The 21657-nt window shown below is 42.7% G+C and carries 17 protein-coding genes and 1 pseudogene; 9 read left to right on the forward strand and 9 right to left on the reverse strand.

Annotated elements, in window-relative coordinates:
- The first annotated feature begins 173 nt into the window (after positions 1-173).
- Entirely contained in the window at positions 174-3155 is a 2982-nt protein-coding gene (locus C7B70_RS10470; RefSeq protein WP_106368990.1) for a diguanylate cyclase, read from the forward strand.
- 119 nt (positions 3156-3274) lie between these two features.
- Complete coding sequence (locus tag C7B70_RS10475) at positions 3275-4423, forward strand: ferrochelatase (RefSeq protein WP_106368991.1); 1149 nt, start codon at positions 3275-3277, stop codon at positions 4421-4423.
- Between the two features lie 28 nt (positions 4424-4451).
- On the opposite strand, the gene C7B70_RS10480 is transcribed toward C7B70_RS10475, so the two are convergent.
- Positions 4452-4991, reverse strand: a complete 540-nt coding sequence (locus tag C7B70_RS10480) for an NADPH-dependent FMN reductase (protein ID WP_106368992.1) — start codon at positions 4989-4991, stop codon at positions 4452-4454.
- A gap of 239 nt (positions 4992-5230) precedes the next feature.
- Between C7B70_RS10480 and ftsH the strand changes: the two genes are divergently transcribed.
- A complete protein-coding gene (ftsH, locus tag C7B70_RS10485; RefSeq protein ID WP_106368993.1) occupies positions 5231-7153 on the forward strand; it encodes an ATP-dependent zinc metalloprotease FtsH in 1923 nt (640 codons plus the stop codon).
- 81 nt (positions 7154-7234) lie between these two features.
- Here the strand turns inward: ftsH and C7B70_RS10490 are convergent, their stop codons facing one another.
- Entirely contained in the window at positions 7235-7915 is a 681-nt protein-coding gene (locus tag C7B70_RS10490; RefSeq protein ID WP_106368994.1) for a M23 family metallopeptidase, read from the reverse strand.
- Positions 7916-8265: 350 nt separating this feature from the next.
- Between C7B70_RS10490 and C7B70_RS10495 the strand changes: the two genes are divergently transcribed.
- Positions 8266-8652, forward strand: a complete 387-nt coding sequence (locus C7B70_RS10495) for a hypothetical protein (protein WP_106368995.1) — start codon at positions 8266-8268, stop codon at positions 8650-8652.
- Between the two features lie 34 nt (positions 8653-8686).
- Here the strand turns inward: C7B70_RS10495 and C7B70_RS10500 are convergent, their stop codons facing one another.
- A complete protein-coding gene (locus C7B70_RS10500) occupies positions 8687-9928 on the reverse strand; it encodes a lipid-A-disaccharide synthase (RefSeq protein WP_233220884.1) in 1242 nt (413 codons plus the stop codon).
- Between the two features lie 181 nt (positions 9929-10109).
- Between C7B70_RS10500 and C7B70_RS10505 the strand changes: the two genes are divergently transcribed.
- The 4 genes from C7B70_RS10505 (at position 10110) to C7B70_RS10525 (ending at position 17302) form a co-directional block, all read left to right on the forward strand.
- Positions 10110-14093, forward strand: coding sequence for a magnesium chelatase subunit H (locus tag C7B70_RS10505; protein WP_106368996.1), 3984 nt, complete (start codon positions 10110-10112; stop codon positions 14091-14093).
- A gap of 189 nt (positions 14094-14282) precedes the next feature.
- Positions 14283-15341, forward strand: a complete 1059-nt coding sequence (locus tag C7B70_RS10515) for a methyltransferase (protein ID WP_199192181.1) — start codon at positions 14283-14285, stop codon at positions 15339-15341.
- A gap of 133 nt (positions 15342-15474) precedes the next feature.
- The gene (locus C7B70_RS10520; protein ID WP_106368998.1) at positions 15475-16584 is read left to right on the forward strand and encodes a family 43 glycosylhydrolase; all 1110 of its coding nucleotides are present in this window, start codon (positions 15475-15477) and stop codon (positions 16582-16584) included.
- Positions 16585-16729: 145 nt separating this feature from the next.
- Positions 16730-17302, forward strand: a complete 573-nt coding sequence (locus C7B70_RS10525) for a Uma2 family endonuclease (protein ID WP_106368999.1) — start codon at positions 16730-16732, stop codon at positions 17300-17302.
- A 3-nt stretch (positions 17303-17305) separates the two neighbouring features.
- On the opposite strand, the gene C7B70_RS10530 is transcribed toward C7B70_RS10525, so the two are convergent.
- The 3 genes from C7B70_RS10530 to smpB all read right to left on the reverse strand — a co-directional run bounded on the left by C7B70_RS10530 (position 17306) and on the right by smpB (position 19163).
- The gene (locus tag C7B70_RS10530) at positions 17306-18034 is read right to left on the reverse strand and encodes a DUF3891 family protein (RefSeq protein WP_106369000.1); all 729 of its coding nucleotides are present in this window, start codon (positions 18032-18034) and stop codon (positions 17306-17308) included.
- Positions 18035-18278: 244 nt separating this feature from the next.
- On the reverse strand, positions 18279-18575 hold the full coding sequence (locus C7B70_RS10535) for a WGxxGxxG family protein (RefSeq protein ID WP_106369001.1): 297 nt from the start codon (positions 18573-18575) through the stop codon (positions 18279-18281).
- 120 nt (positions 18576-18695) lie between these two features.
- Positions 18696-19163 carry an SsrA-binding protein SmpB gene (gene smpB, locus C7B70_RS10540; protein ID WP_106369002.1) on the reverse strand — a complete coding sequence of 156 codons (468 nt, stop codon included), beginning with the start codon at positions 19161-19163 and terminating at the stop codon, positions 18696-18698.
- Positions 19164-19608: 445 nt separating this feature from the next.
- On the opposite strand from smpB, the pseudogene C7B70_RS10545 reads away from it, so the two are divergent.
- A pseudogene (locus C7B70_RS10545) lies at positions 19609-19789 on the forward strand (response regulator transcription factor); the annotation flags it as partial.
- Position 19790: 1 nt separating this feature from the next.
- Here the strand turns inward: C7B70_RS10545 and C7B70_RS10550 are convergent.
- The 3 genes from C7B70_RS10550 to murB all read right to left on the reverse strand — a co-directional run bounded on the left by C7B70_RS10550 (position 19791) and on the right by murB (position 21651).
- Positions 19791-20273 carry a low molecular weight protein-tyrosine-phosphatase gene (locus tag C7B70_RS10550; RefSeq protein WP_106369003.1) on the reverse strand — a complete coding sequence of 161 codons (483 nt, stop codon included), beginning with the start codon at positions 20271-20273 and terminating at the stop codon, positions 19791-19793.
- Positions 20274-20328: 55 nt separating this feature from the next.
- Complete coding sequence (locus C7B70_RS10555) at positions 20329-20673, reverse strand: YbaB/EbfC family nucleoid-associated protein (protein WP_106369004.1); 345 nt, start codon at positions 20671-20673, stop codon at positions 20329-20331.
- Between the two features lie 69 nt (positions 20674-20742).
- On the reverse strand, positions 20743-21651 hold the full coding sequence (murB, locus tag C7B70_RS10560; RefSeq protein ID WP_106369005.1) for a UDP-N-acetylmuramate dehydrogenase: 909 nt from the start codon (positions 21649-21651) through the stop codon (positions 20743-20745).
- Positions 21652-21657: the final 6 nt, after the last annotated feature.

Raw genomic sequence — 21657 nt, forward strand, 5'->3', positions numbered from 1 at the left:
GTTCTCATTAATTTTAGCGCCGTAGCTGCGAAGCCCGTTACCGGGCGCGCTTGCGCTATCGCCCTAAAGTTAATGTAATTTGCTAAGAAGTATTCATTATTATGTAGCTAATCCTAGAAAATATGGTCAGCTAGGCATTCTCAGCAATTCTTTAACGGGGTAATTGGTAAATAATGAACAAAAAAATTACACCGCCAATACCTAAAAATGAAGCTGCAAGGCTAAAAAATCTCTCTCAGTATCAAATTATTGATACTCCCGCCGAAAAAGCCTACGACGATATTACTCAGTTGGCTGCGTCTATTTGCGGTACTCCCATTGCTCTAATTAGTCTTGTGGATGGCGATCGCCAGTGGTTTAAGTCTATTGTTGGTTTAGAAGTTAGCGAAATACCCCGCAAAGTAGCTTTTTGCGCCTATACGATCTTACAAGAAGAAATATTTATTATTCCCGATCCTGAAAAAGACCCGCGTTTTGCCCATAATGCCTTAGTAACTTCCGAGCCTTTTATTCGTTTTTATGCTGGTGTACCGCTAATTACATCTCAAAACTATGCTTTGGGTAGTCTCGCTGTAATTGATCATGTACCAAGAGAACTTGAAGCGCAACAAATTGAATCTCTTAAAATTTTAGCACGTCAAGTAGTTAAGCTAATTGAGCTACGCACCAATTTGTCTAAATTGGAGAGTATTGAGTACAATCGTCAGCAAAAACATAAAAATCGCCAGCAATTTTTTCAAAAAGTAGCTGTAGGACTGGGGTTAACCTTTTTAATATTAGCTGGGGCTGGCTTTTTCGCCCATCGCAGCCTCAATGAAAAAGTTAAAAATAGTAACAAGCAGATCGGGCGCAACAAAATTATTGACAATCTTGAAGATATAAACTTGCAAATGAAAGAAGTGGCGATCGCCAAATATCGTTACATCAACAGTCCTCAATTAAAATATTTAGAGCCGTACTACAGTGTCAAAAGCTCGGTAAAACAAGAAATTGCCCAATTAAAATTGCAAATTGCCGATAACCTTGCTCAACAAAAACGTTTGGCAAGTCTCGATCAGCTAATTGACCAAAAATTAACAGAAGTAGAAAGGGCTGTTAATCTCCGCCAGCAAGGTTTTGACGTAGCGACACAATCGTTAAGAACTGAGGAAGGGCAATATATATCGGACAGAATCGACGCAACGCTTCAAGAGATGGAATCCTTTGAAACTCAATTAATCAAAAAAAATGTGCTTTCAAGCAGAGCCAATATATACAACTTTGAGATCGTATTTGCTATAGGAATATTGCTTAACTTTTTGGTTTTAGCGATTGTTTATTACTTTGTAGAACAAGAAATTAACGCACGCCAAAAAGTAGAAACCGATTTAGAGCAAGAGCGAGACTTGACTTTTGCGATTTTAGAGACGAGTGCATCAATAGTAATAGTTTGCGATCCTCAAGGCAAAATTGTGCGCTTTAACCGCGCCGCCGAACAAATTTCGGGTTGTTACATTGACGAAGTTAAAGGTAAGTATCTGTGGAGTTTATTTATACCACCTCAGGAAGTAAACCTAGTAAAAAACGCCATCGAAAACTTGCCCGCAAGTCGCCCTGATAACTACGAAACCCATTGGATTGCCCGTAATGGCGATCGCCGTTTAATTGCCTGGGCGAATACTCAACTGCGTGATCGCACAGGTGCGGTGGAATATGTAATAGCTAGTGGTAGTGATATCACAGAACGCGCCGAAGCTACCCAAGCCTTGCTAGAAAGCCAAGAGCGCTATCATGACTTATTTGAAACCGCCAGCGATTTAATTCAAAGCGTCGCCTTAGATGGGCATTTTATTTATGTAAACCGAGCTTGGCGCGAAGCCCTAGGCTATAGCGAAGCTGAGATTGATCGTCTTTCTTTATTTGATATTATTTCTCCCGACGCTCAATCCCATTGCCAAGAGGTAGTGCAACGCGTGTTGAATGGAGGAAGCCTAGACGCTGTTGTGCAAGCAGAATTTGTAACCAAAGATGGCATAAGTATCTTAGTTGAAGGCAGCGCTAGTTGTAAATTCGTTGATGGCAAACCCGTTGCTATTCAGAGTATTTTCCGCGACATCACCCATCGTCAACAAACCGAATCCCAGCTTCAGCAAACCAATGATCGCCTCAATCTCTCGGTAAAAGAACTAGAACAGCGCAATTATGAAATAACTTTACTTAGCGAAATTAGCGATGTTCTCCAAGCTTGTCGCACGATTGTTGAAGCTTACACGGCAATTTCTACGTTTTTAAAGCTGATGTTTCCCGATCTTCCGGGCGGAATCTTTTTAATTAATGCCTCCAAAAATATTGTTGAAGCGGTAGTAACTTGGGGAGATCCACCCTTAACCAGCTATGTCTCCTTTTTGCCTACCGATTGCTGGGCGTTGCGACGGGGGCGATCGCATTTTGCGGGGGTATTGCATAGCAATTTGCAGTGTCAACACTTAGCTCATCCCCTCCCCGCCGCTTCTTTGTGCGTACCCATGATCGCCCAAGGGGAAGCCCTAGGAATGCTCTATTTAAGCTCCTTAGAATCAGCAACGGCAATTGAGGCTAAACAGCAACTAGCATTTACTGTCGCCGAACATATTTCCTTAGCTCTAGCAAATATTAAACTGCGAGAAAAATTAGAAAGTCAAAGCATCCGCGATCCGCTTACAGGCTTATTTAATCGCCGCTACATGGAAGAATCATTGGAGAGGGAAATTCAAAGGTGCGATCGCAAACACCAACCGTTAGGAATTATCATGCTTGACGTTGACCACTTTAAGCGCTTTAACGACACTTTTGGGCATGAAGCTGGAGACAGCGTACTTCAAGAATTAGGGCAGTTTATCCAAAAATACGTCCGAGGCTCAGATATTGCCTGTCGTTATGGCGGTGAAGAATTTATCCTTATTCTACCAGAGGGCTCTTTAGACATTACCAGCAAGCGAGCAGAGCAACTTAGAGAAGGAATCAAGCACTTACATCTCAAGTATCATCACGAACCCCTAGGACAAATTACCCTTTCTTTAGGTGTAGCAAGTTTTCCCGATCATGGGATAACCGGACAAGATGTAATTCGTGAAGCCGACGCAGCACTGTACAGGGCTAAACGCGAAGGGCGAGACGCAGTTCGACTTGCACCTTAAATATTTTTAAAACTCTAGTCTACTGCAACAATCCCCTAGTAGGGGATGTTAACCTAATGAATGAAGAATTGATTATCTAGCCCAACAATTTTAAATTTATCTAATCGAGGATCTTTATAGTGGTAGCTACCCCTGAAAAATCTCAATCATTTGCACCCACTCAAGCAACAGGTAAAGATCGAGTTGCCGTATTGCTGATGGGTTACGGTGAAGTTGAAAGCTACGAAGATTTTGCTAACTACAACGAACAAGCTTTAAATCTGCTTACAGCTAAATTTGCTCCTGTACCAACGTGGATTTATCCGCCTCTTGCGAAGTTATTAGCCTTGTTTGATCGCCATGAATGGGATCACCAGCACGATCATTTTGTCTCGCCTCACAATGCCATTTTTGAAGACCAACGGGCGGGAATTGAAAAATTCTTGCAAGCTAAATGGGGCAACCAAATTCAAGTATTCAAAGCCTTTAACTTTTGCGCTCCTTTCCTCCCCGACCAAGTGCTTGAAGAAATCAAGGCTCAAGGTTTTGATAAGCTGCTAATTTATCCTTTATTAGTTGTAGATTCAATTTTTACTAGCGGAATTGCTGTCGAGCAAGTCAACCAAGCTTTAACCAAACTAGCCGATGATGGCGAACATTGGATTAAAGGACAGCGTTATATTCCTTCTTTTTACAACGAAAGTGCCTACATTAAGTTGATGGCACAAATGGTTGAGGAGAAAATAGCCACAGATTTAGCGGCGGCTTATTTGCCTTCCCAAATTGGCATTGTGCTAATGAATCACGGTTGCCCACACAAAGCAAAAGGCTTTACTTCGGGCATTGTCGAAAGTCAAGCACTTTACGATCGCGTTAGAGATGAATTAATCAACCGCTATGCCCTAATCTCCGTTGGTTGGCTCAATCACGATACACCCCTAATTGACTGGACGCAGCCCAACGCCTTTGTCGCTGCTAATAATTTAATTGATTTGGGTGCAAAGGCGATCGTATTTATGCCTATCGGTTTTGCCACCGAAAATCACGAAACTTTGCTAGACGTTGACCACATCATTCATGCTTTGCAACGCAAGCATTCGGAGGTTAACTACGTGCAAATGCCTTGCGTAAACGATCGCTCAGAATTTATGGAAATGGCGGCGGATTGGGCTAATCCCCATATTGCCGAATTGTTAGCCGAGAGTGCGGTAGCTGTCAATCCCCAGATGGCTGTACCTCACACTCATGACCATCATAGCCACGACCATGGCGGACACCACCATCATTAAATAGCTGTGCGTGTAGGGCAAAGAAGTCTTACACGCCTCTTAACTTCCGGGTATTGTCTACCAAACTTTTCGCAAACTCGTCAAAGCGCTGGCCAACTTTTTCATCTAAAATCTTCCCCTCTGGTGAAAAGGCTTTCCAAGCTTGAGGAATAGCAATTTGCTCTGGAATTACCCAAGCGTGTACCCAACGCATAATTACTCGTAAGTCATTGAGGGCGTTACTGTTAGCTTGACCGCCCAAAACGCTAATTAATCCTACAACTTTACCGTCTAACTGCTCAAAGCTCATTAAATCGAGAGCATTTTTAAGTACGCCGCTAACACTCCCGTGATACTCTGGTGTCGCTAAAATCAATCCGTCAGCTTCTTTTACTGCCTTTTGCAGTTTCTCTACATCCGGGAAGTCTAGATACTCTCCCCCATCGCAAAACGGTAAATTCATTTGGCGCAAGTCTAAGATTTCTACCTCTGCTCCCAAAGCTTCGGCACGTCTTGCTGCTATATCTAAGGCAATTTGGCTGTAAGAATCAACCCGCAAACTTCCGCCGATACCAACAATTTTGACCATAGCCTTTTTAACTCCCTAAACTGCGATCGCCAGAAAACTCATACTCGGTATGACTACATATAATTTAACAGAGTTTGATGCCAAAGTTGGATGCTTGGCTGAAGTTATATCTTGAGGATTACAGCAATACTTGGCAGGGACAGCAGTAATTGAAACAAGAAAGTTAGACTAGATTAGAGAATAGATATATTTTTGAGTTAAATAATGGTTGTTCGTCAAAAGACAGAGGGCAATTAAATATGAGTATTTCCCGGAAAAAAGCATTGAATCAGCAACCACTAAAAAGGTTACCTAAAAATAGAGTTACAGCAAAGCAACGTCTAGCAACCTTAGCAGCCGGATCGTTGCTAATAGTGCAGTCAATGCTCTTCGGTACGTTTCCGGCTAACGCCCAAAAGTCAGAAACAGAGGCTTTATCTTATGGCGAACTGTTACAAAAAATCGATAGCGGCGAAGTGACAAGGGTAGAATTAGATCCAGAACAACCCATCGCCAAAGTTAAGCTGCGAGGGCAAAAGCCGGATGCGCCTTTGGAGGAAGTCAAAATTTTTGACCAAAACCCAGAATTAATTAAAAAAATCCTCAGCAAAAAAAATATTGATTTAGAGTACAATTCCTCAGCTAATAGTAAAGCCGCAATGTGGTTTTTGCTCAACTTATTGTGGATTGTGCCATTAGTTGCCATTATGCTGCTATTTCTGCGCCGCTCTGCCAATGCTGGTAGCCAAGCGATGAATTTTGGCAAGTCAAAGGCTCGTTTTCAAATGGAAGCAAAAACCGGGATAACTTTTAGCGATGTAGCCGGGATTGATGAAGCTAAAGAAGAGTTAGAAGAAGTAGTTACTTTCTTAAAGCAGCCAGAGCGCTTTACAGCGATTGGGGCAAAAATTCCTAAAGGAGTATTGCTAATAGGCGCGCCGGGAACAGGTAAAACTTTGCTGGCTAAAGCGATCGCTGGAGAAGCGGGAGTACCATTTTTTAGCATTTCTGGCTCTGAATTTGTAGAAATGTTTGTGGGTGTGGGTGCTTCTCGTGTCCGCGATTTATTTAAGAAAGCCAAAGAAAACGCCCCTTGTCTAATTTTTATCGATGAAATCGACGCTGTAGGAAGACAAAGAGGTACGGGAATAGGGGGCGGAAATGACGAAAGAGAACAAACCTTAAACCAACTACTTACAGAAATGGACGGGTTTGAGGCAAATACAGGCATTATTATTATTGCTGCTACCAACCGCCCAGATGTGTTAGATATCGCCTTATTGCGTCCGGGACGTTTTGATCGCCAGGTAACGGTAGATACTCCCGATTTAAAAGGGCGATTAGAAATACTGCAAGTTCACGCTCGCAATAAAAAAGTCGATCCTTCCGTATCGCTAGAAGAAGTTGCTAGACGCACCCCAGGCTTTACCGGAGCAGATTTAGCCAACTTACTCAATGAAGCGGCAATTCTCACCGCCAGACGGCGTAAAGAGGCGATTACAGGGCTAGAAATTGATAACGCCGTAGATCGAGTAGTTGCGGGAATGGAAGGTACGCCGTTAGTTGACAGCAAGAGCAAGCGCTTGATTGCTTATCATGAAATCGGACACGCCTTGATTGCTACTAAGCTTAAACACCACGATCCTTTGCAGAAAGTAACGCTAATTCCACGCGGACAAGCAAAAGGATTGACTTGGTTTACTCCTGATGAAGAACAAGGCTTAATTTCAAGAGTGCAGATTTTAGCCAGAATTACGGCTACTTTGGGAGGGAGAGCCGCCGAAGAAGTGGTATTTGGGAAAGGAGAAATTACGACAGGCGCAGGTCAAGATATTCAACAATTGACTAGCATAGCGCGGCAAATGGTCACAAAGTTTGGAATGAGCGATTTAGGGCTAGTTGTACTGGAAGAACAAAGCAACGATGTGTTTTTAGGTCGAGATTTAGGGAGGAAGTCGGAGTCTTCTGAAGAAATCGCTTGTAAAGTTGATGCTCAAGTTAGAGAAATAATTGGCAAGTGTTACGAGGAGGCTTTAGAGATTCTTCAAGAGCATCGCGCTTTGATGGATTTGCTGGTAGAGCAGCTAATTGAATTTGAAACCATAGAAGGAGACGTTTTCCGACAAACTGTTACTCAATTTGCCCAGCCTACAGATAAAAAACTGACTCTCGCTAAAACATAGAGTCTAAAAAATGTAGAGCGGTGCAACGTCTCTACAATAATAAAATATGGAGACGTTGCACTGCAACGTCTCTACAACAATTTAAAATTCTGCAACTTTGCTATTGACTAACTGCTGCTGACTAACGGCGGCTTTTTGAATATTTGAGGGTTGTTGAGCATACATCGCCCTCAACACCAACGCCGGATCTACATAATTGTTGCCATACTTAAGCCCCCAATGCAAGTGAGGACCTGTAGTTCGTCCAGTCATGCCTACGCGCCCGATTCGAGTCCCTGCGCCTAATACTTGACCTTCTTGAATTTGTAAGCCGCCTTCACGATCAACTAAATAGCGATCGCTTCCATTTTTCTCTACGTTTCCTTTCATGTGACAATACTTATGTTCCCACTGCCCCGATTGAATTATGATGTGGGTTCCGCAAGCGCTCTTATCAGCTACTTTGACAACCTTTCCTGCCCACCAACTACGAATATAACTCCCTTGGGGTGCAGCTAAGTCTAAACCGCCGTGAAATTCCCAATTAGAGCCACCCGTCGCCGAGCGCCGATAGCCAAAAGGTGAACTATAACCGCGAAAATTCTCTACAGGAAAAGACGCACCACGCCAAGTATTTCTACTTGCTACTTGGTTTTCCTCTGCTTCTAAAGCTTTAACGCTTTGTTGCCCAGATAAAAAAGCTGGTGCAGTAATTATACTTATAACAGCTAACAATATTTGCAGATAACGAGTCTGACGATAGGGTTTAGATAATTGGCTCATAATTGACACTCCTCAACAAAAATTACAAACACCGATATTTAGCCAGTAATCAAGTCATTATTCCCAATTACTGAGCAAGGTTTTGGTAATGATAACTTATAAAACTTGTGGTAATTAATCGTTACTTGCAAGCATATTTCCTTAATGTCAATGACATATATTACTCTATAGGTGATTCTGTAAAGTAGGGTAAGAGATTATCAGGTAAAAATTGGGTAGTCTACAACACAATTAGGCGAAAAAATTGCCGAAGTTGAGGACTTCCCACGTCAGGTTTTTGTAAATAGGCTGGTTTATCGTTAAAATTTTTTAAGCAGGGTTTTTAAGTTTAGCGATCGCTCAACCTATATATGTTTAACGATATTTTTCCTTTTAGGTTTGATCTAAATGCTAGTGCGATCGCTGGGGCGAGTTTGTGGTCATTGGCACTATACCTAGGATTTTCACCCTTTAGCGACTGGTTAACTTTGCAACTGCAACGCTGGTTTAACTTTGCCGAGCGGAGTTTATACACCAGCGCCAAAGAATTTGAACGTACTCGCAAAGCCAGAGAATCGCAAAATGCTTTTTATGCGTCAATTTTTAGCATCTTACCATTTTTAGGTTTGGGCGCACTATGTAATTACGGTGTGGAATTGGGCTTAGGCGGTAGTTGGGCGATTAGTATGGGAGTTATTGCCTGTATGGGTTGTGGGGTTTATGAGTTAGGGCGCAGAGATGGGCAATCTTCGGAATGAGGGTAATGGGTAATGGGTAATAGGTCATTGGTCATTACCCATCACCTATTACCTCTTTAACTAAAGCTACTAGCTTTTGTGCTGCTCCAGCTTCACCACGTATACTCCGCAAAACTTCGCTAATTTGCTGGAGTTTTTTAGGATGATCTAAATAATCCAATACCATCGCCGCTACTTCTTTTGGTTGCAAATTGCCTACAAGCTCTGGTACTACTTCAGACTGCGCCCAGATATTCGGCCAAGCGTACAAACGGCGAGGTAAATTTAGAATTGACCAGTTAATGAGTTTTGCCATACTTTTACCTACTATAGGTAAAGAAGCTAACAAACCCGGAATCCCATCCCACGATCGCATTGCGTCTAATTGTTGCGTGGGAAGCAATACAATCATTGGGACAGCCAAAGCCCCAAGTTCTGCGGTATTTGCGCCTACGGTAGTTAGACAAATACTGCATTGAGATAATAAATCGTAAGCTGGCGACTTTATCCACAAATCTACCTCCAATCCACCAGAAGTTTTGAGACGGGGAGGCTCAGAGACAAGAGTTGCACTAATTCCCCCAAAGCTCTCAATTACTGGATTAAATTCGGGATTAGCAAAATTGGCTAAAGTTTCTAAGTTAATGGTGGGAGCTACAGGAATTACAAAACGGACTTGCGGACGACTCGCTGTTATAAATTCGGCGATCGCCAACATTAAAGGTACGCCTTGAGCTAGTTTTGCCGCCTTAGAGCCTGGTAATAGCCCAATTAATTCTGTTTTAATGTCACTTGCTTTTTGCCCCTGGGCTGCCTCTAGCATCAAATCCCCGACCACTGTACATTTATGGGCAAACTTCGGATTAATAGCTTGGGGTTGCATCACGCCAAAACGGTCAATCCATTGATGCCAGCGAGTTTCCCACTCTGCGTAAACCACCGTTTTATAACCTAAGCGTTTGCCAATTAGTACCGAAAAAAAGCTATCGCCACCTAAAAAAAGCACTATACCGTGATCGCGCCATTCCCAAGAATCCGCCGTTTTTCCCCACAATAAAAACTGCCAAAAATATTTTGCTTCCTGTACTCTGTCTACTTCCTCGTAGCTGCGGCAAATCTCCGCTTCTTTGCCCGTTGCGTGGGGACAAGGCGATAAAACTATCGAAATGCGAATTTTACCTAATTGTTTTCGCAAAGCCCTAACAACTGGACGCACCCAAGTTGTTACTTCTCCTGGCCCATTGGCAAGAATCAAAACATCAAAATGTGTTGCTTTTGTAATAAATGGTTGAGTCACTATTAACTTTGTCAACTAATACAAAGAATTATTGCGGTATATTAATACAAATTGTGTCATAAATGCGCGTAACCCGCCTTTGGTAAGCGTTTTTTGGTAAAAAATAATTTATAGGTCACTAACTAAATAGCGTTTTTAAATTCCAGGGGCAATAGATCCCACACCACAGGAGAAACACTCTATGTTCACTCACGTCAAGTCCACCATCAGACATATCGCGCCCGACAATCTACAGGGGCGATCGCTCATTAAAGTGGTCTATGTCGTGTTAGAGTCCCAGTATCAAAGCGCCCTATCGCAGGCGGTGCGGTCAATTAATGACAAACACCCATCCATTGCGATTGAAATTTCTGGCTACTTGATTGAAGAATTGCGCTCTAACGAAAACTACGAAGCCTTTAAAAAGGATATTGCCACCGCTAATGTATTTATTGGTTCGCTAATTTTTATCGAAGACTTAGCTGATAAAGTAGTAGCTGCCGTAGAACCCCACCGCGATAACTTAGATGTGGCAGTGGTTTTCCCCTCAATGCCTCAAGTAATGCGCCTCAATAAAATGGGTAGCTTTTCAATGGCGCAGCTAGGACAATCAAAAAGTGCGATCGCGCAATTTATGCGTAATCGTAAAGAAAAATCGGGCGCGTCTTTTCAAGATGGAATGCTCAAACTATTGCAGACTTTGCCCAAAGTGTTGAAGTATCTGCCAATAGATAAAGCCCAAGATGCCCGTAATTTCATGCTTAGTTTCCAATACTGGCTAGGTGGATCTTCGGAAAACTTAGAGAATTTTCTGCTGATGCTGACGGATAAATATATCTTTCCTGGCGCATACAAGGAAGCATTAAAGTACCAAGATCCGGTAACTTATCCTGACATGGGGATTTGGCATCCCTTGTCTACACGGATGTTTGAGGATGTCAAAGAGTACCTAAACTGGTACAACAGTCGTAAAGATATTAGTGCTGACTTAAAAGACCCTCTAGCGCCTTGTGTGGGCTTAGTATTGCAACGCACACACCTAGTAACTGGGGATGATGCCCATTATGTGGCAATGGTGCAAGAATTTGAAGCGATGGGAGCTAAAGTAATTCCCGTTTTTGCTGGCGGTTTGGACTTTTCTAAGCCTGTTGAGGCTTATTTTTGGGATAGTCAAGGCAAAGAAGGCAATTGTTTAGTTGATGTGGTGATATCGCTAACCGGATTTGCTTTAGTTGGTGGGCCAGCAAGACAAGATCATCCTAAAGCAATCGAAACTCTAAAACGCTTGAATCGCCCTTATATGGTGGCATTGCCTTTAGTGTTTCAAACAACTCAAGAATGGCAAGATAGCGATTTAGGACTGCACCCAATTCAAGTAGCCTTGCAAATTGCGATTCCTGAACTAGATGGAGCAATTGAGCCGATAATTTTATCAGGGCGCGATGCAAATACTGGAAAAGCGATCGCATTGCAAGATCGAATTGAAACGGTAGTAAGACGGGCGATGAAGTGGGCAAACCTGCGCCGTCAGCCAAAATTACAAAAAAGAGTAGCAATTACAGTCTTTAGTTTCCCCCCAGATAAAGGAAATGTGGGAACGGCGGCTTACTTAGATGTATTTGGCTCTATTTACGAAGTCATGCAAGCTCTTAAGCGCAACGGTTACGACTTGCCAGAATTGCCCGAATCCGCCTCAGCACTGATGCAAGAAGTTATCCACGATGCTCAAGCGCAGTACAATAGCCCTGAATTAAACATTGCTTACAAAATGTCCGTACCAGAGTACGAACAATTAACCCCTTATTCTCACCGTTTGGAAGAAAACTGGGGAGCGCCTCCCGGACATCTCAACACCGACGGGCAGAATTTACTAATTTACGGTAAGCAATTCGGTAATGTGTTTATTGGCGTACAACCGACCTTTGGCTACGAAGGCGACCCGATGCGGCTATTATTTTCCCGCTCGGCTAGTCCTCATCATGGCTTCGCCGCTTACTATACCTATTTAGAGCAAATCTGGAAAGCCGACGCGGTATTGCATTTTGGTACGCATGGATCGCTCGAATTTATGCCTGGTAAGCAGATGGGAATGTCAGGGGACTGTTACCCAGATAATTTAATTGGTTCAATTCCCAACCTTTATTACTACGCCGCTAATAATCCGAGCGAAGCAACGATCGCTAAACGTCGCAGTTATGCTGAAACTATCAGCTATTTAACTCCACCTGCTGAAAATGCTGGATTGTATAAAGGCTTAAAAGAACTCAGCGAATTAATCGCTTCTTATCAAACTCTCAAAGGCAGTGGTAGAGGGATTCCTATTGTCAACACCATTATGGACAAGTGCCGATTGGTGAATTTAGACAAAGATATTACTTTACCCGAAACCGATGCTAAAGATATGTCTGCTGAGGAGCGAGATAATATTGTTGGCATGGTTTACAGACGGTTGATGGAGATAGAGTCGCGGCTATTACCGTGTGGTTTGCACGTGATTGGGAAGCCTCCAAGCGCCGAAGAAGCAATCGCAACTTTAGTTAATATTGCTAGTCTTGATCGCAACGAGCAAGAAACAAAGAGTTTACCGCGCATCATTGCTACCAGTATCGGGCGAGATATTAACGACATTTACCGCCTTAACGACCAAGGTATATTAGAAGATGTTGAGTTGCTGCAAAGTATTACTCTAGCCACTAGAAGCGCCGTTTCTGCCCTAGTCAAAGCTCAAACTGATGCCGATGGTAGGGTTGCCAAAGTTGCCAAACTCAACTTTTTCAACATGGGTAAAAAAGAGCCTTGGACAGAAGCACTCCATCAAGCAGGCTATCCAAAAGTTGATTCTCAAGACCTAAAGCCATTGTTTGAGTACCTAGAATTTTGCCTTGTACAAGTATGCGCGGATAACGAACTAGGTGCATTACTCAAAGCTTTAGAAGGCGAATATGTATTACCTGGCCCTGGTGGCGATCCGATCCGCAACCCGGATGTGTTACCCACAGGTAAAAATATTCACGCTCTTGATCCCCAATCTATTCCGACAACGGCGGCGGTACTTTCGGCCAAAATCGTTGTAGATCGGTTGTTAGAGCGGCAAAAACTCGAAAATGGCGGACAATACCCAGAAACGATCGCCTGCGTCTTGTGGGGAACCGACAACATTAAAACTTACGGCGAATCTCTCGCTCAAGTTATGTGGATGGTAGGAGTTCGCCCCGTACCCGATGCGTTGGGTAGAGTTAATAAGTTAGAACTAATTTCTTTAGCAGAATTAGGAAGACCCCGCATTGACGTAGTTATCAACTGTTCCGGTGTATTCCGCGACTTGTTTATTAATCAAATGAACTTGCTCGATCAAGCCGTAAAAATGGCAGCCGAAGCCGACGAACCGCTATCTATGAACTACGTCCGCAAACACGCCTTAATTCAAGCGGAAGAAATGGGAATTAATCTGCGTCAAGCTGCAACTCGCGTATTTTCTAATGCTTCAGGTTCTTATTCCTCTAATATCAACTTAGCTGTTGAAAATAGTACCTGGGATAGCGAAGCTGAGTTGCAAGATATGTACCTCAGTCGTAAATCCTACGCTTTTAGCGCCGACGATCCGGGAATGATGGATAAATCACAACAGATTTTTGAAACTGCTTTAAAAACTGTTGACGTTACTTTCCAAAATCTCGACTCCTCCGAAATTAGCTTGACAGATGTTAGCCATTATTTCGACTCCGATCCCACAAAGCTAGTAGCTAGTTTACGCGCTGACGGTAAAACCCCATCGTCCTTTATCGCTGATACTACTACCGCTAACGCCCAAGTCCGCAGCTTGTGTGAAACCGTGCGTTTAGATGCCCGTACTAAGCTGCTCAACCCCAAGTGGTACGAGGGAATGCTAAATCACGGCTACGAGGGTGTAAGAGAGGTTTCTAAGCGCCTAGTAAATACAGTCGGTTGGAGTGCAACGGCGGGCGCGGTTGATAATTGGATTTACGAAGATACCAATACGACGTTTATTCAAGACGAAGCCATGCGTCAGCGCTTAATGAATCTCAATCCTCATTCATTCCGCAAAATAGTTTCAACGCTGTTAGAAGTGAATGGGCGCGGTTATTGGGAAACTAGCGAAAGCAACTTGCAGATGTTGCGCGAGTTGTATCAAGAAGTAGAAGACAGAATCGAAGGCGTAGAATAGAGTATTAAACTTGCGTGGAGGCTACTTGCCTCCACGTCAAAATCTTTCTACTGTGGAACAATTAACAATGCGCGATCACGCTATAACTATTAGGTTAAAAGACTGTAGCGACTCAACTACAATAATTGACGCTAAAGGCGATCGCGCGTTAATTTCTGTTTTTCGTAATTTTGTAATCTGTAATAACTAATGCAAACCGCATCAAACCCAGCACCTAGCACAATAGAGGCAAAAAAAAAAGTTTTTGGCATGATCCAAGCTTTTTGGGAAAGCCAATGCGTTTATGTCGCCACGCGCTTAGGTATATTTAACCTACTCCAAGAAAAGTCCCAAAGTGTCGAAACTCTAGCCGCCACTACCTCTACTAATGTCGAAAAACTTTATGTTATCCTGCGAGCTTTAGGTCATTTAGGCGTATTACAAGAAGCCCCAGGACGGGTTTTTGGGGCAACAGAATTGTCAGCACTCCTCGTCACCAATGCGGGGCCATCGATGGGTCATTTTGCCATGCACATCACCGAACCCTGTCAGTGGGACGCATGGAAGCAGCTTGAAAACTGTTTGCATACTGACGTTGTGCCTTTTGAGCAAGCAAACGGTAAGAGTGTCTACGAGTTCACTAGAGATAATCCTTGGAGTGGCGATACATTCATCAATGCCATGAGTTTTCTCACAAATCATGCTGTTGACGCACTGCTTGAAGTTTACGACTTTAGCCAATTTGGTACTGTTATGGATGTTGGCGGCGGTCAAGGGGGACTGATTGCCAGTGTTGTCAAAAAGTCTGGCTGTAAAGGAATATTGTTTGATGTGCCTTACGTCACCCAGACAGCAATAGCCTATCTAGAGAAGCAAGGACTCGATCTTGATGCTGTACAAATAATCTCTGGTGATGTCTTTGCCGAAGTGCCAAGGGGTGCTGATGCGATCGTAATGAAGTATTTTATCTCGGCGTGGAATGACGAAGATGCGATAAAAATCTTGAATAACTGTAAAAAAGCTCTGCCAAAGCACGGAAAAATTGTATTGCTACAGGCTTTTGTTCCCGATTTAGGAGAGCCGCCAGAAAGCCCAGATGGCATAATGCCTGGGCTATTTGCTGTACAAATTATGGTAGCGGTTCCGGGAGGCGCTTGGCGTACTCAACAACAATTTAAGGATTTGTTTGAAAAGTGCGGTTTTCAGTTAGAGAAGGTGGTGCATACAGGAACTAACCTTTCGGCAATGGAATTCGGTTTAGGAGCTTAAAACCGACGGATTTGCTCAAAGGGATTTAGATAGTTGATTTTGAGTGGAGGGTGAGCGGGATGCTTACCCCCTGACTCATGCTGGATTTTAGCGGATTGAACAGTATAAACATTTAGCAAAAACCCATTTTTAAATGAACCTAAATTCCTTACAGCAAAAAATTCTCACTCACCTTGAACCCTTACCTACAGGCAACCAAGACTGGGCAACCGCTAGTATAGTTGAGCGCGGTAAATTTACGATTGGTGAGACAGTTACAGGGATTTTGCGATCGCTACGCCGAGGTGAACCGATGATTTGGGATCCTTGGATTTTAAAAGACGATAATATTTATCGGATGTTCTACTTAAAAGGGTTAGAAGGACAAAACCCTTGGTGGACAGTCAGTAATATTTGCGCTGCTATTTCGACAGATATGGATACATGGCAGGATTTAGGAAGTATTCTTGAGCCTGAGCCTAGTAATAATTGGGAGTCTGGTCGAGTATGTGCGGGGTGTGCTTATCAGGAAGATGGGATATATTATCTGTTTTACTCCGCAGGTGGCAAGCAAGAACCATACCTTAAAAATGAAGCAATTGGTTTAGCAACATCTAATGATGGTTTGCACTTTTCGCGTACTTCTAATAACTATTTATTAAAGCCAGAAGATGACGATTTATGGTACGGGCGCAGTCAGTGGACGGGTCATTTTCACTGGCGCGATCCTTACATTTTCAAGGATGACAAAACTGGCAATTATTATATGTTTATTTGTGCTAGTTCTAAAGCAATTGGCAATTTTCAAGGATGTATTGGTTTGGCAGTATCCGATAAAATTTCTGGTCCCTACAAGTTGTTACCGCCAGCTATTGAAGCTCCGAACGATGCCATAGATTGGCCCTATTACCACATGGAAAGACCGCAAGTTATTTACAAAGATGGGAAATATCATTTATTTTTCTCATGTTTCAAAATGCTGATGAATCCAAAGTGGCTGCAAAAATTGCCACATAAAAAAATTACTAATTCGTCTTTATATTGGTATATTTCAGATAATGTTTCTGGCCCCTATAAGCCTGCAAATGATGAATTTATCGTTAGCGGTAGCGAAAAAACTGGAATGTATGGCACAAATTTTTTGCAAATATCAATGGAAGCCGAAAAACTTATTGCTTATGGTTGGTATCACAGGCTGCACACATTAGCAGTTTCTCAAAGGTTTCAAGTAAACTGGAAAGATACTATATCTTTAGTTCCTTAATAAACCCTTCTATCACTTTTAGGGAATACTGTTTAAACTAGTGTTTTGGCAAAAGCGAGAATCAGAACACCAAATCAAAGGCATAGAATAGTTGTACTAAGGCGAATATAAATGCCTACCCCTACTCTTAATTCTGCAAATCAAAATGAATGCTCTAACTGTTGATCTCAACTCGATTATTAGCCTGAGTGATGAACAATATTTTCAGCTATGTCAGGCAAATCGCGATCTTAGGTTTGAACGCACCACAACGGGAGAATTAATTATTATGCCACCCACTGGCGGCGAAACAGGAAATCGAAACGCTGCAATCACTGCTCAACTTTGGATCTGGAACGAACAGAAAAAACTGGGTAAAGTGTTTGATTCTTCCACAGGTTTTAGGCTCCCTAATTCCGCCTTTCGCTCTCCTGATGCTGCTTGGATAAAATTAGAACGGTGGAATACTCTTACTTCGTCACAGAAACAAAAATTTATTCCCCTATGTCCTGATTTTGTCATTGAATTACTTTCGCCGAGTGATCGCACTTCTGTAATTAGAGACAAAATGCTTGAGTATTTGGCTAACGGTACTCAATTAGGTTGGTTAATTGACCGCAAATCTCAGCAAGTAGAAATCTATCGCGCCAATACAGAAGTAGAAATAATTGCTCCTATGGCGTTATCAGGAGAAGCAGTTTTACCCGGATTTATTCTCAATCTCGAACCAATCTGGTAGTAATTATTGCTTAACTAACGTCCACTCCAATAATTTAATGGGCGCATTTTGCAAGGCTGCGGTAAGTTCGGCGCTGTCAGTAAACTGTACTTGGTCTAAATAACACGCTTCAATCGCCACAGTAAACTTTTCCTGTTCAAAGGGCCAAGGTTTGACGCAGACATCACCTTCGCTTGTTTCCATCACATCATACCGCTTGCCGTCGGGCCCAGTGCTAATTTCTAAGGCTCGTTGTCCGGCAGGTAACTCACGATTGCAAAGAATTAAGGAAAAGCGATCGCACCATTGAAAAAAAGCATAGGCTTTCCCGGCTTCTTCTTTACTACAGTTTAATTCTTTGCGCCATTTTACTTGATTTGCCAATTGCTCATCTAAAAAGCTATCAAGTTCCGGCGATTCTCCCCGTTTACCTTCATTGAGAAAGCTGGTGTGCATAGAAATAAGCATTGCTACCCAGCGTCCCCGATAGCGAGAATTGACTGTTTGTTCTTTCAGCTTTTCTAAGTTAGTTTCTTTGTCAAGGGTAAAATCTAAAGGCGTACCTGCGGGTGTAAGGTTTTTTCCTTCCCATTCCCGTTCTAAATCGTCGTGATGAGAAATAGCCGCTACAGTTTCAATTATCCTTTGTGGTCTGTCTTTACTGTGCCAATGTCCGGCGATTTCGGCAGCTAGTAAGGCGTGGGCGCGGTGATATATTATTTCCCATCCCTTTTCGTGTTGGTTAGCGATCATCTGCTTTTGCTAGTATTTTTCTTTCGTCATCATCCCCTGAATTTACCAAACCTTACCTCTCTCAGAATATGGATTGACAAAATTAAATTGTGGAATGCGATCGCAAACATCAATAAAGCCTCAGAACATGATCTGAGGCTTTACTAGGGTTTAAATATTTGTGAGGAGTAGAAAATTTATCTTGTTTTTGATGCTTTTTGCAGGCAAAACTGATCGTTTTCACATTGAAAATTGATGTCAGATTTTATTCTCTGTAACCTGGGGTTGTACTTGCTACATTAGGATCGCGGTAAGCAGTAGGTGCTTCATTCTTGCGAGACAAACCAGCCAAACCAGCTAAACCAATCAAACCTAGCCATCCCCAGTCAAAATCGCGATCGCCTTGCTCGGCGTTGTTAGTTCCTTGTACTGGCTCAGTGGTAGTAGTTGTTCCGGGAGTAGTATCTGTTTGAGCAGAAACCGGAAGCGCTAAGGGTAGGATTGCTAGGCTTAGACCGATAGCACTAGCGCCGATGAGATTTGATAAGTTAGAGCGTTTCATAGTAGGTTATTCCTGTTTTAATCACGAGTCTATATCAACTTATCGGTTTTAGTCGTAATTAAAATCAATCTTCCGCTATAAACTTGGGTCGTTTTATAGTCTTACTAAAGAGATACAAATTTAATAATTTTTCATTACTCTTTCAATATCGCGCCGATCTTGACGGCGTTTTAAGTCTTCGCGCTTGTCATGCAATTTTTTACCTTTACAAAGCCCAATACTAACTTTGACTAAACCTTTTTTTAGATACATCTTCAATGCTACTAAGGTTAGTCCTTGCTGTTCTACCTTGCCAATCAACTTACGAATTTCTTGACGATGGAGGAGTAATTTGCGGTTGCGGCGGGGTTCATGATTAAAATAACTACCGCTACCTGTATAAGGAGAAATATGCACGTTGATTAGCCATGCTTCCCCTGCACGAATTAAAGCGTACCCATCTTGAAGATTTGCTTTACCTTCACGAATAGACTTTACTTCTGTTCCGACTAGCTGAAGTCCAGCTTCATAAGTTTCCAGAATCTCATACTGATACCGGGCTTGACGGTTATCGCTAACTACTTTGTAACTTTCGCTCTTTTCGCTCATGTACGCTCATTGCCGCTTCAAGGTTTTCAATTCAAGAGAAGGAAGCGGTTTATCCATATTAATCAAAAAATTGACTTAATTGGTATAAATAGAGGTTCTATCAGTCGCTCATCTTTATATAAGCCGCCTCTAAATAGCTCAAGGTAGAACTTTTCTACTCGAACAGGGGTTGATTTTTCAGTTGGTTTGCGTGTAACTATTTATTTATTAGAGATTGCAATAATGAGTCAACGATATATAAATCGCCTTTATTGATTGTTTTAGCTCCAATTATTTTAGTTGTATTACTTATCCATCATGTCTTTGACGATCGCATATTGCTGATGATTTAGGCACTCATCAAATATTGCAATCAGAGTATCGCGCGTCGTTTCTAACTTCCATTAAACCCTATTTGCAGCCGCCTAGTGCCGTTACTGCCCAAAACAACGTTTGACTACTATACCTAACTTTGCGCGAACAGCAGGTAGTCTTATTACTCACTCACGGGCTTCCTAATGCAGAGATCGGTACTCGCTTGCACTTGAGTCCGCGCACGGTAGAGAAATACGTTAAGTTTATTAAGAAAAACTACTGCAAGCAACCGGGCGGAGTTAGTAAGTGCAATGAAAAATCATCGATTGTAGATTAAAGATGCGATCGCACTTTTACCGTTTCTAATAACCCACCACAAGCATCAAGTATTAAATCAATTACATAATTAAAGCCTTCTGTCCCGCCATAATAAGGATCGGGGACATCCTCAGTAGAGTATTTTGTACAGTATTCACACATCAAATGAACTTTATCGCTGTATTCTCCCCTAGGATCGAGAGCTAAAATATCTTGATAATTGGCTGTATCCATCGCCAAAATTAAGTCAAAATCTTTTAAGTCCGATGCTTGAAACTGTCGCGCTTGACCAACTAGCTCTATCCCTAGCTTACTCAAAGTAGCAGCAGTCATACGGAAGTCGGGAGGATTGCCCACATGATAACTTGCTGTACCCGCCGAATCGCAGGAAATGCTACTTTTTAAGTCTGCCTGCTCAATCAGATGATTCATAATATTTTCTGCCGTCGGCGACCTACAAATATTACCCAAACAGACAAATAAAAGTTTGTACGTCATAATTTTGCTCGGAGTGCTGGCACTACTATAAAACTAGCGCCGCACCCGGTTCTATTTACATTCCTGGTAACTCTAACCCACTGGTCAATTCTTCCATCCGTTCGCGCATTATGCCAGTAGATTTGTTGTAAGCGTCTTTCATGGCTGCTGTTACAAGGTCAGAAAGTACATCGGCTCCCTCGGATACAGCATCCGGGGAAATTTCTACTCGTCTTGGTTCTTGATTGCCGCTCAAAACTACTTTAACCAAGCCGCCACCAGCTTCGCCGGATATTTCCATTTGCTCTAATTCTATTTGCAAGACTTTTGCATTTTCTTGAACTTGCTGGGCTTTTTTGAAAGCATCAGCTAATTCTTTCATTTTGCCCAAACCAAACCCAAACCCTTGTCCTTTTGTCATGATATTGACCGCTTAATACTATTATCAAAGTTCCATTAAATTATAGATGGGCTGAGGAAATTCCTAGCGCTAATAACCAATCGGTTGAAATTCTCCTAGCATTCTTACTTCTGGATGCAGCCATACAGACCAATTTTGCTGTACTTGTTGTTGCACATGATTAATTAGGCTATAAATATCGTTGGCTTTAGCGCCGCCACAATTTAAGATGAAATTAGCATGGCGTTGAGCTATTTGCGCCGCCCCCACTTGGTAGCCTTTGAGTCCGCTTTGTTCAATTAGCCAACCCGCCGTATAAGGTAGAGGATTGCGAAATACGCTACCACAACTGGGCAAATGGTAAGGTTGACTCTTTTTTCGTTGCTCTAAGTGCTGACCAGTAGTTGCCATTACTAAACTTGAATCAAAGCCGGGTTGGAGTTGCAAAGTGGCTTTAGTAACTAGGCGATCGCTTCCTTGCAGCAATGAAGTACGGTAGCTATAACCTAATTCCTCTAAACTTAGCGTCTCTATCTGCCCCGATGGTAAAAGCACTTCAGCATTAACTAACATATCTGCCATACAGGTTTTGTGAGCGCCAGCATTCATTACCACCGCCCCCCCAACGCTTCCTGGAATCCCTACCGCCCATTCCAAGCCTTGCCAGCCTCTTTCGGCTGCTTGCCAAGCTAATCTTGGTAGTGGCTCTCCGGCGGCGACGGTGACTGTACCTGTTTGGGGATCAAATTCGCTATGGCGCAGGTGACGAGTGCTAATGACTAAGCCCGGAATCCCGCGATCGCTAATTAGCAAGTTCGATCCTGCTCCCAACATCGTAATTGCCAAATCTCGCGTTTCGGCGTATTCAAAACTAGCTTTTAATTGGTCTAAATTACGCGGTGCGGCGTACCACTCGGCGGGGCCTCCTACTCGAAAGGAGGTTAAAGTAGCAAGAGATACTTGAGCTTTAATTTGACACTCGGTGGCTTGTGAATACATATAGTT

The sequence above is a fragment of the Chlorogloea sp. CCALA 695 genome, from assembly GCF_003003885.1.
GTDB lineage: Bacteria > Cyanobacteriota > Cyanobacteriia > Cyanobacteriales > Chroococcidiopsidaceae > Aliterella.

What these genes read in the sequence shown, in the direction of transcription:
- C7B70_RS10530 (WP_106369000.1), bottom strand. Translation starts at nt 18,034, where the DNA reads ATGATCGCTAACCAACACGAAAAGGGATGGGAAATAATATATCACCGC.
- C7B70_RS10535 (WP_106369001.1), bottom strand. Translation starts at nt 18,575, where the DNA reads ATGAAACGCTCTAACTTATCAAATCTCATCGGCGCTAGTGCTATCGGT.
- ftsH (WP_106368993.1), top strand. Translation starts at nt 5,231, where the DNA reads ATGAGTATTTCCCGGAAAAAAGCATTGAATCAGCAACCACTAAAAAGG.
- C7B70_RS10550 (WP_106369003.1), bottom strand. Translation starts at nt 20,273, where the DNA reads ATGACGTACAAACTTTTATTTGTCTGTTTGGGTAATATTTGTAGGTCG.
- C7B70_RS10525 (WP_106368999.1), top strand. Translation starts at nt 16,730, where the DNA reads ATGAATGCTCTAACTGTTGATCTCAACTCGATTATTAGCCTGAGTGAT.
- C7B70_RS10470 (WP_106368990.1), top strand. Translation starts at nt 174, where the DNA reads ATGAACAAAAAAATTACACCGCCAATACCTAAAAATGAAGCTGCAAGG.
- C7B70_RS10555 (WP_106369004.1), bottom strand. Translation starts at nt 20,673, where the DNA reads ATGACAAAAGGACAAGGGTTTGGGTTTGGTTTGGGCAAAATGAAAGAA.
- C7B70_RS10480 (WP_106368992.1), bottom strand. Translation starts at nt 4,991, where the DNA reads ATGGTCAAAATTGTTGGTATCGGCGGAAGTTTGCGGGTTGATTCTTAC.
- C7B70_RS10490 (WP_106368994.1), bottom strand. Translation starts at nt 7,915, where the DNA reads ATGAGCCAATTATCTAAACCCTATCGTCAGACTCGTTATCTGCAAATA.
- C7B70_RS10520 (WP_106368998.1), top strand. Translation starts at nt 15,475, where the DNA reads ATGAACCTAAATTCCTTACAGCAAAAAATTCTCACTCACCTTGAACCC.
- C7B70_RS10515 (WP_199192181.1), top strand. Translation starts at nt 14,283, where the DNA reads ATGCAAACCGCATCAAACCCAGCACCTAGCACAATAGAGGCAAAAAAA.
- murB (WP_106369005.1), bottom strand. Translation starts at nt 21,651, where the DNA reads ATGTATTCACAAGCCACCGAGTGTCAAATTAAAGCTCAAGTATCTCTT.
- C7B70_RS10495 (WP_106368995.1), top strand. Translation starts at nt 8,266, where the DNA reads ATGTTTAACGATATTTTTCCTTTTAGGTTTGATCTAAATGCTAGTGCG.
- smpB (WP_106369002.1), bottom strand. Translation starts at nt 19,163, where the DNA reads ATGAGCGAAAAGAGCGAAAGTTACAAAGTAGTTAGCGATAACCGTCAA.
- C7B70_RS10505 (WP_106368996.1), top strand. Translation starts at nt 10,110, where the DNA reads ATGTTCACTCACGTCAAGTCCACCATCAGACATATCGCGCCCGACAAT.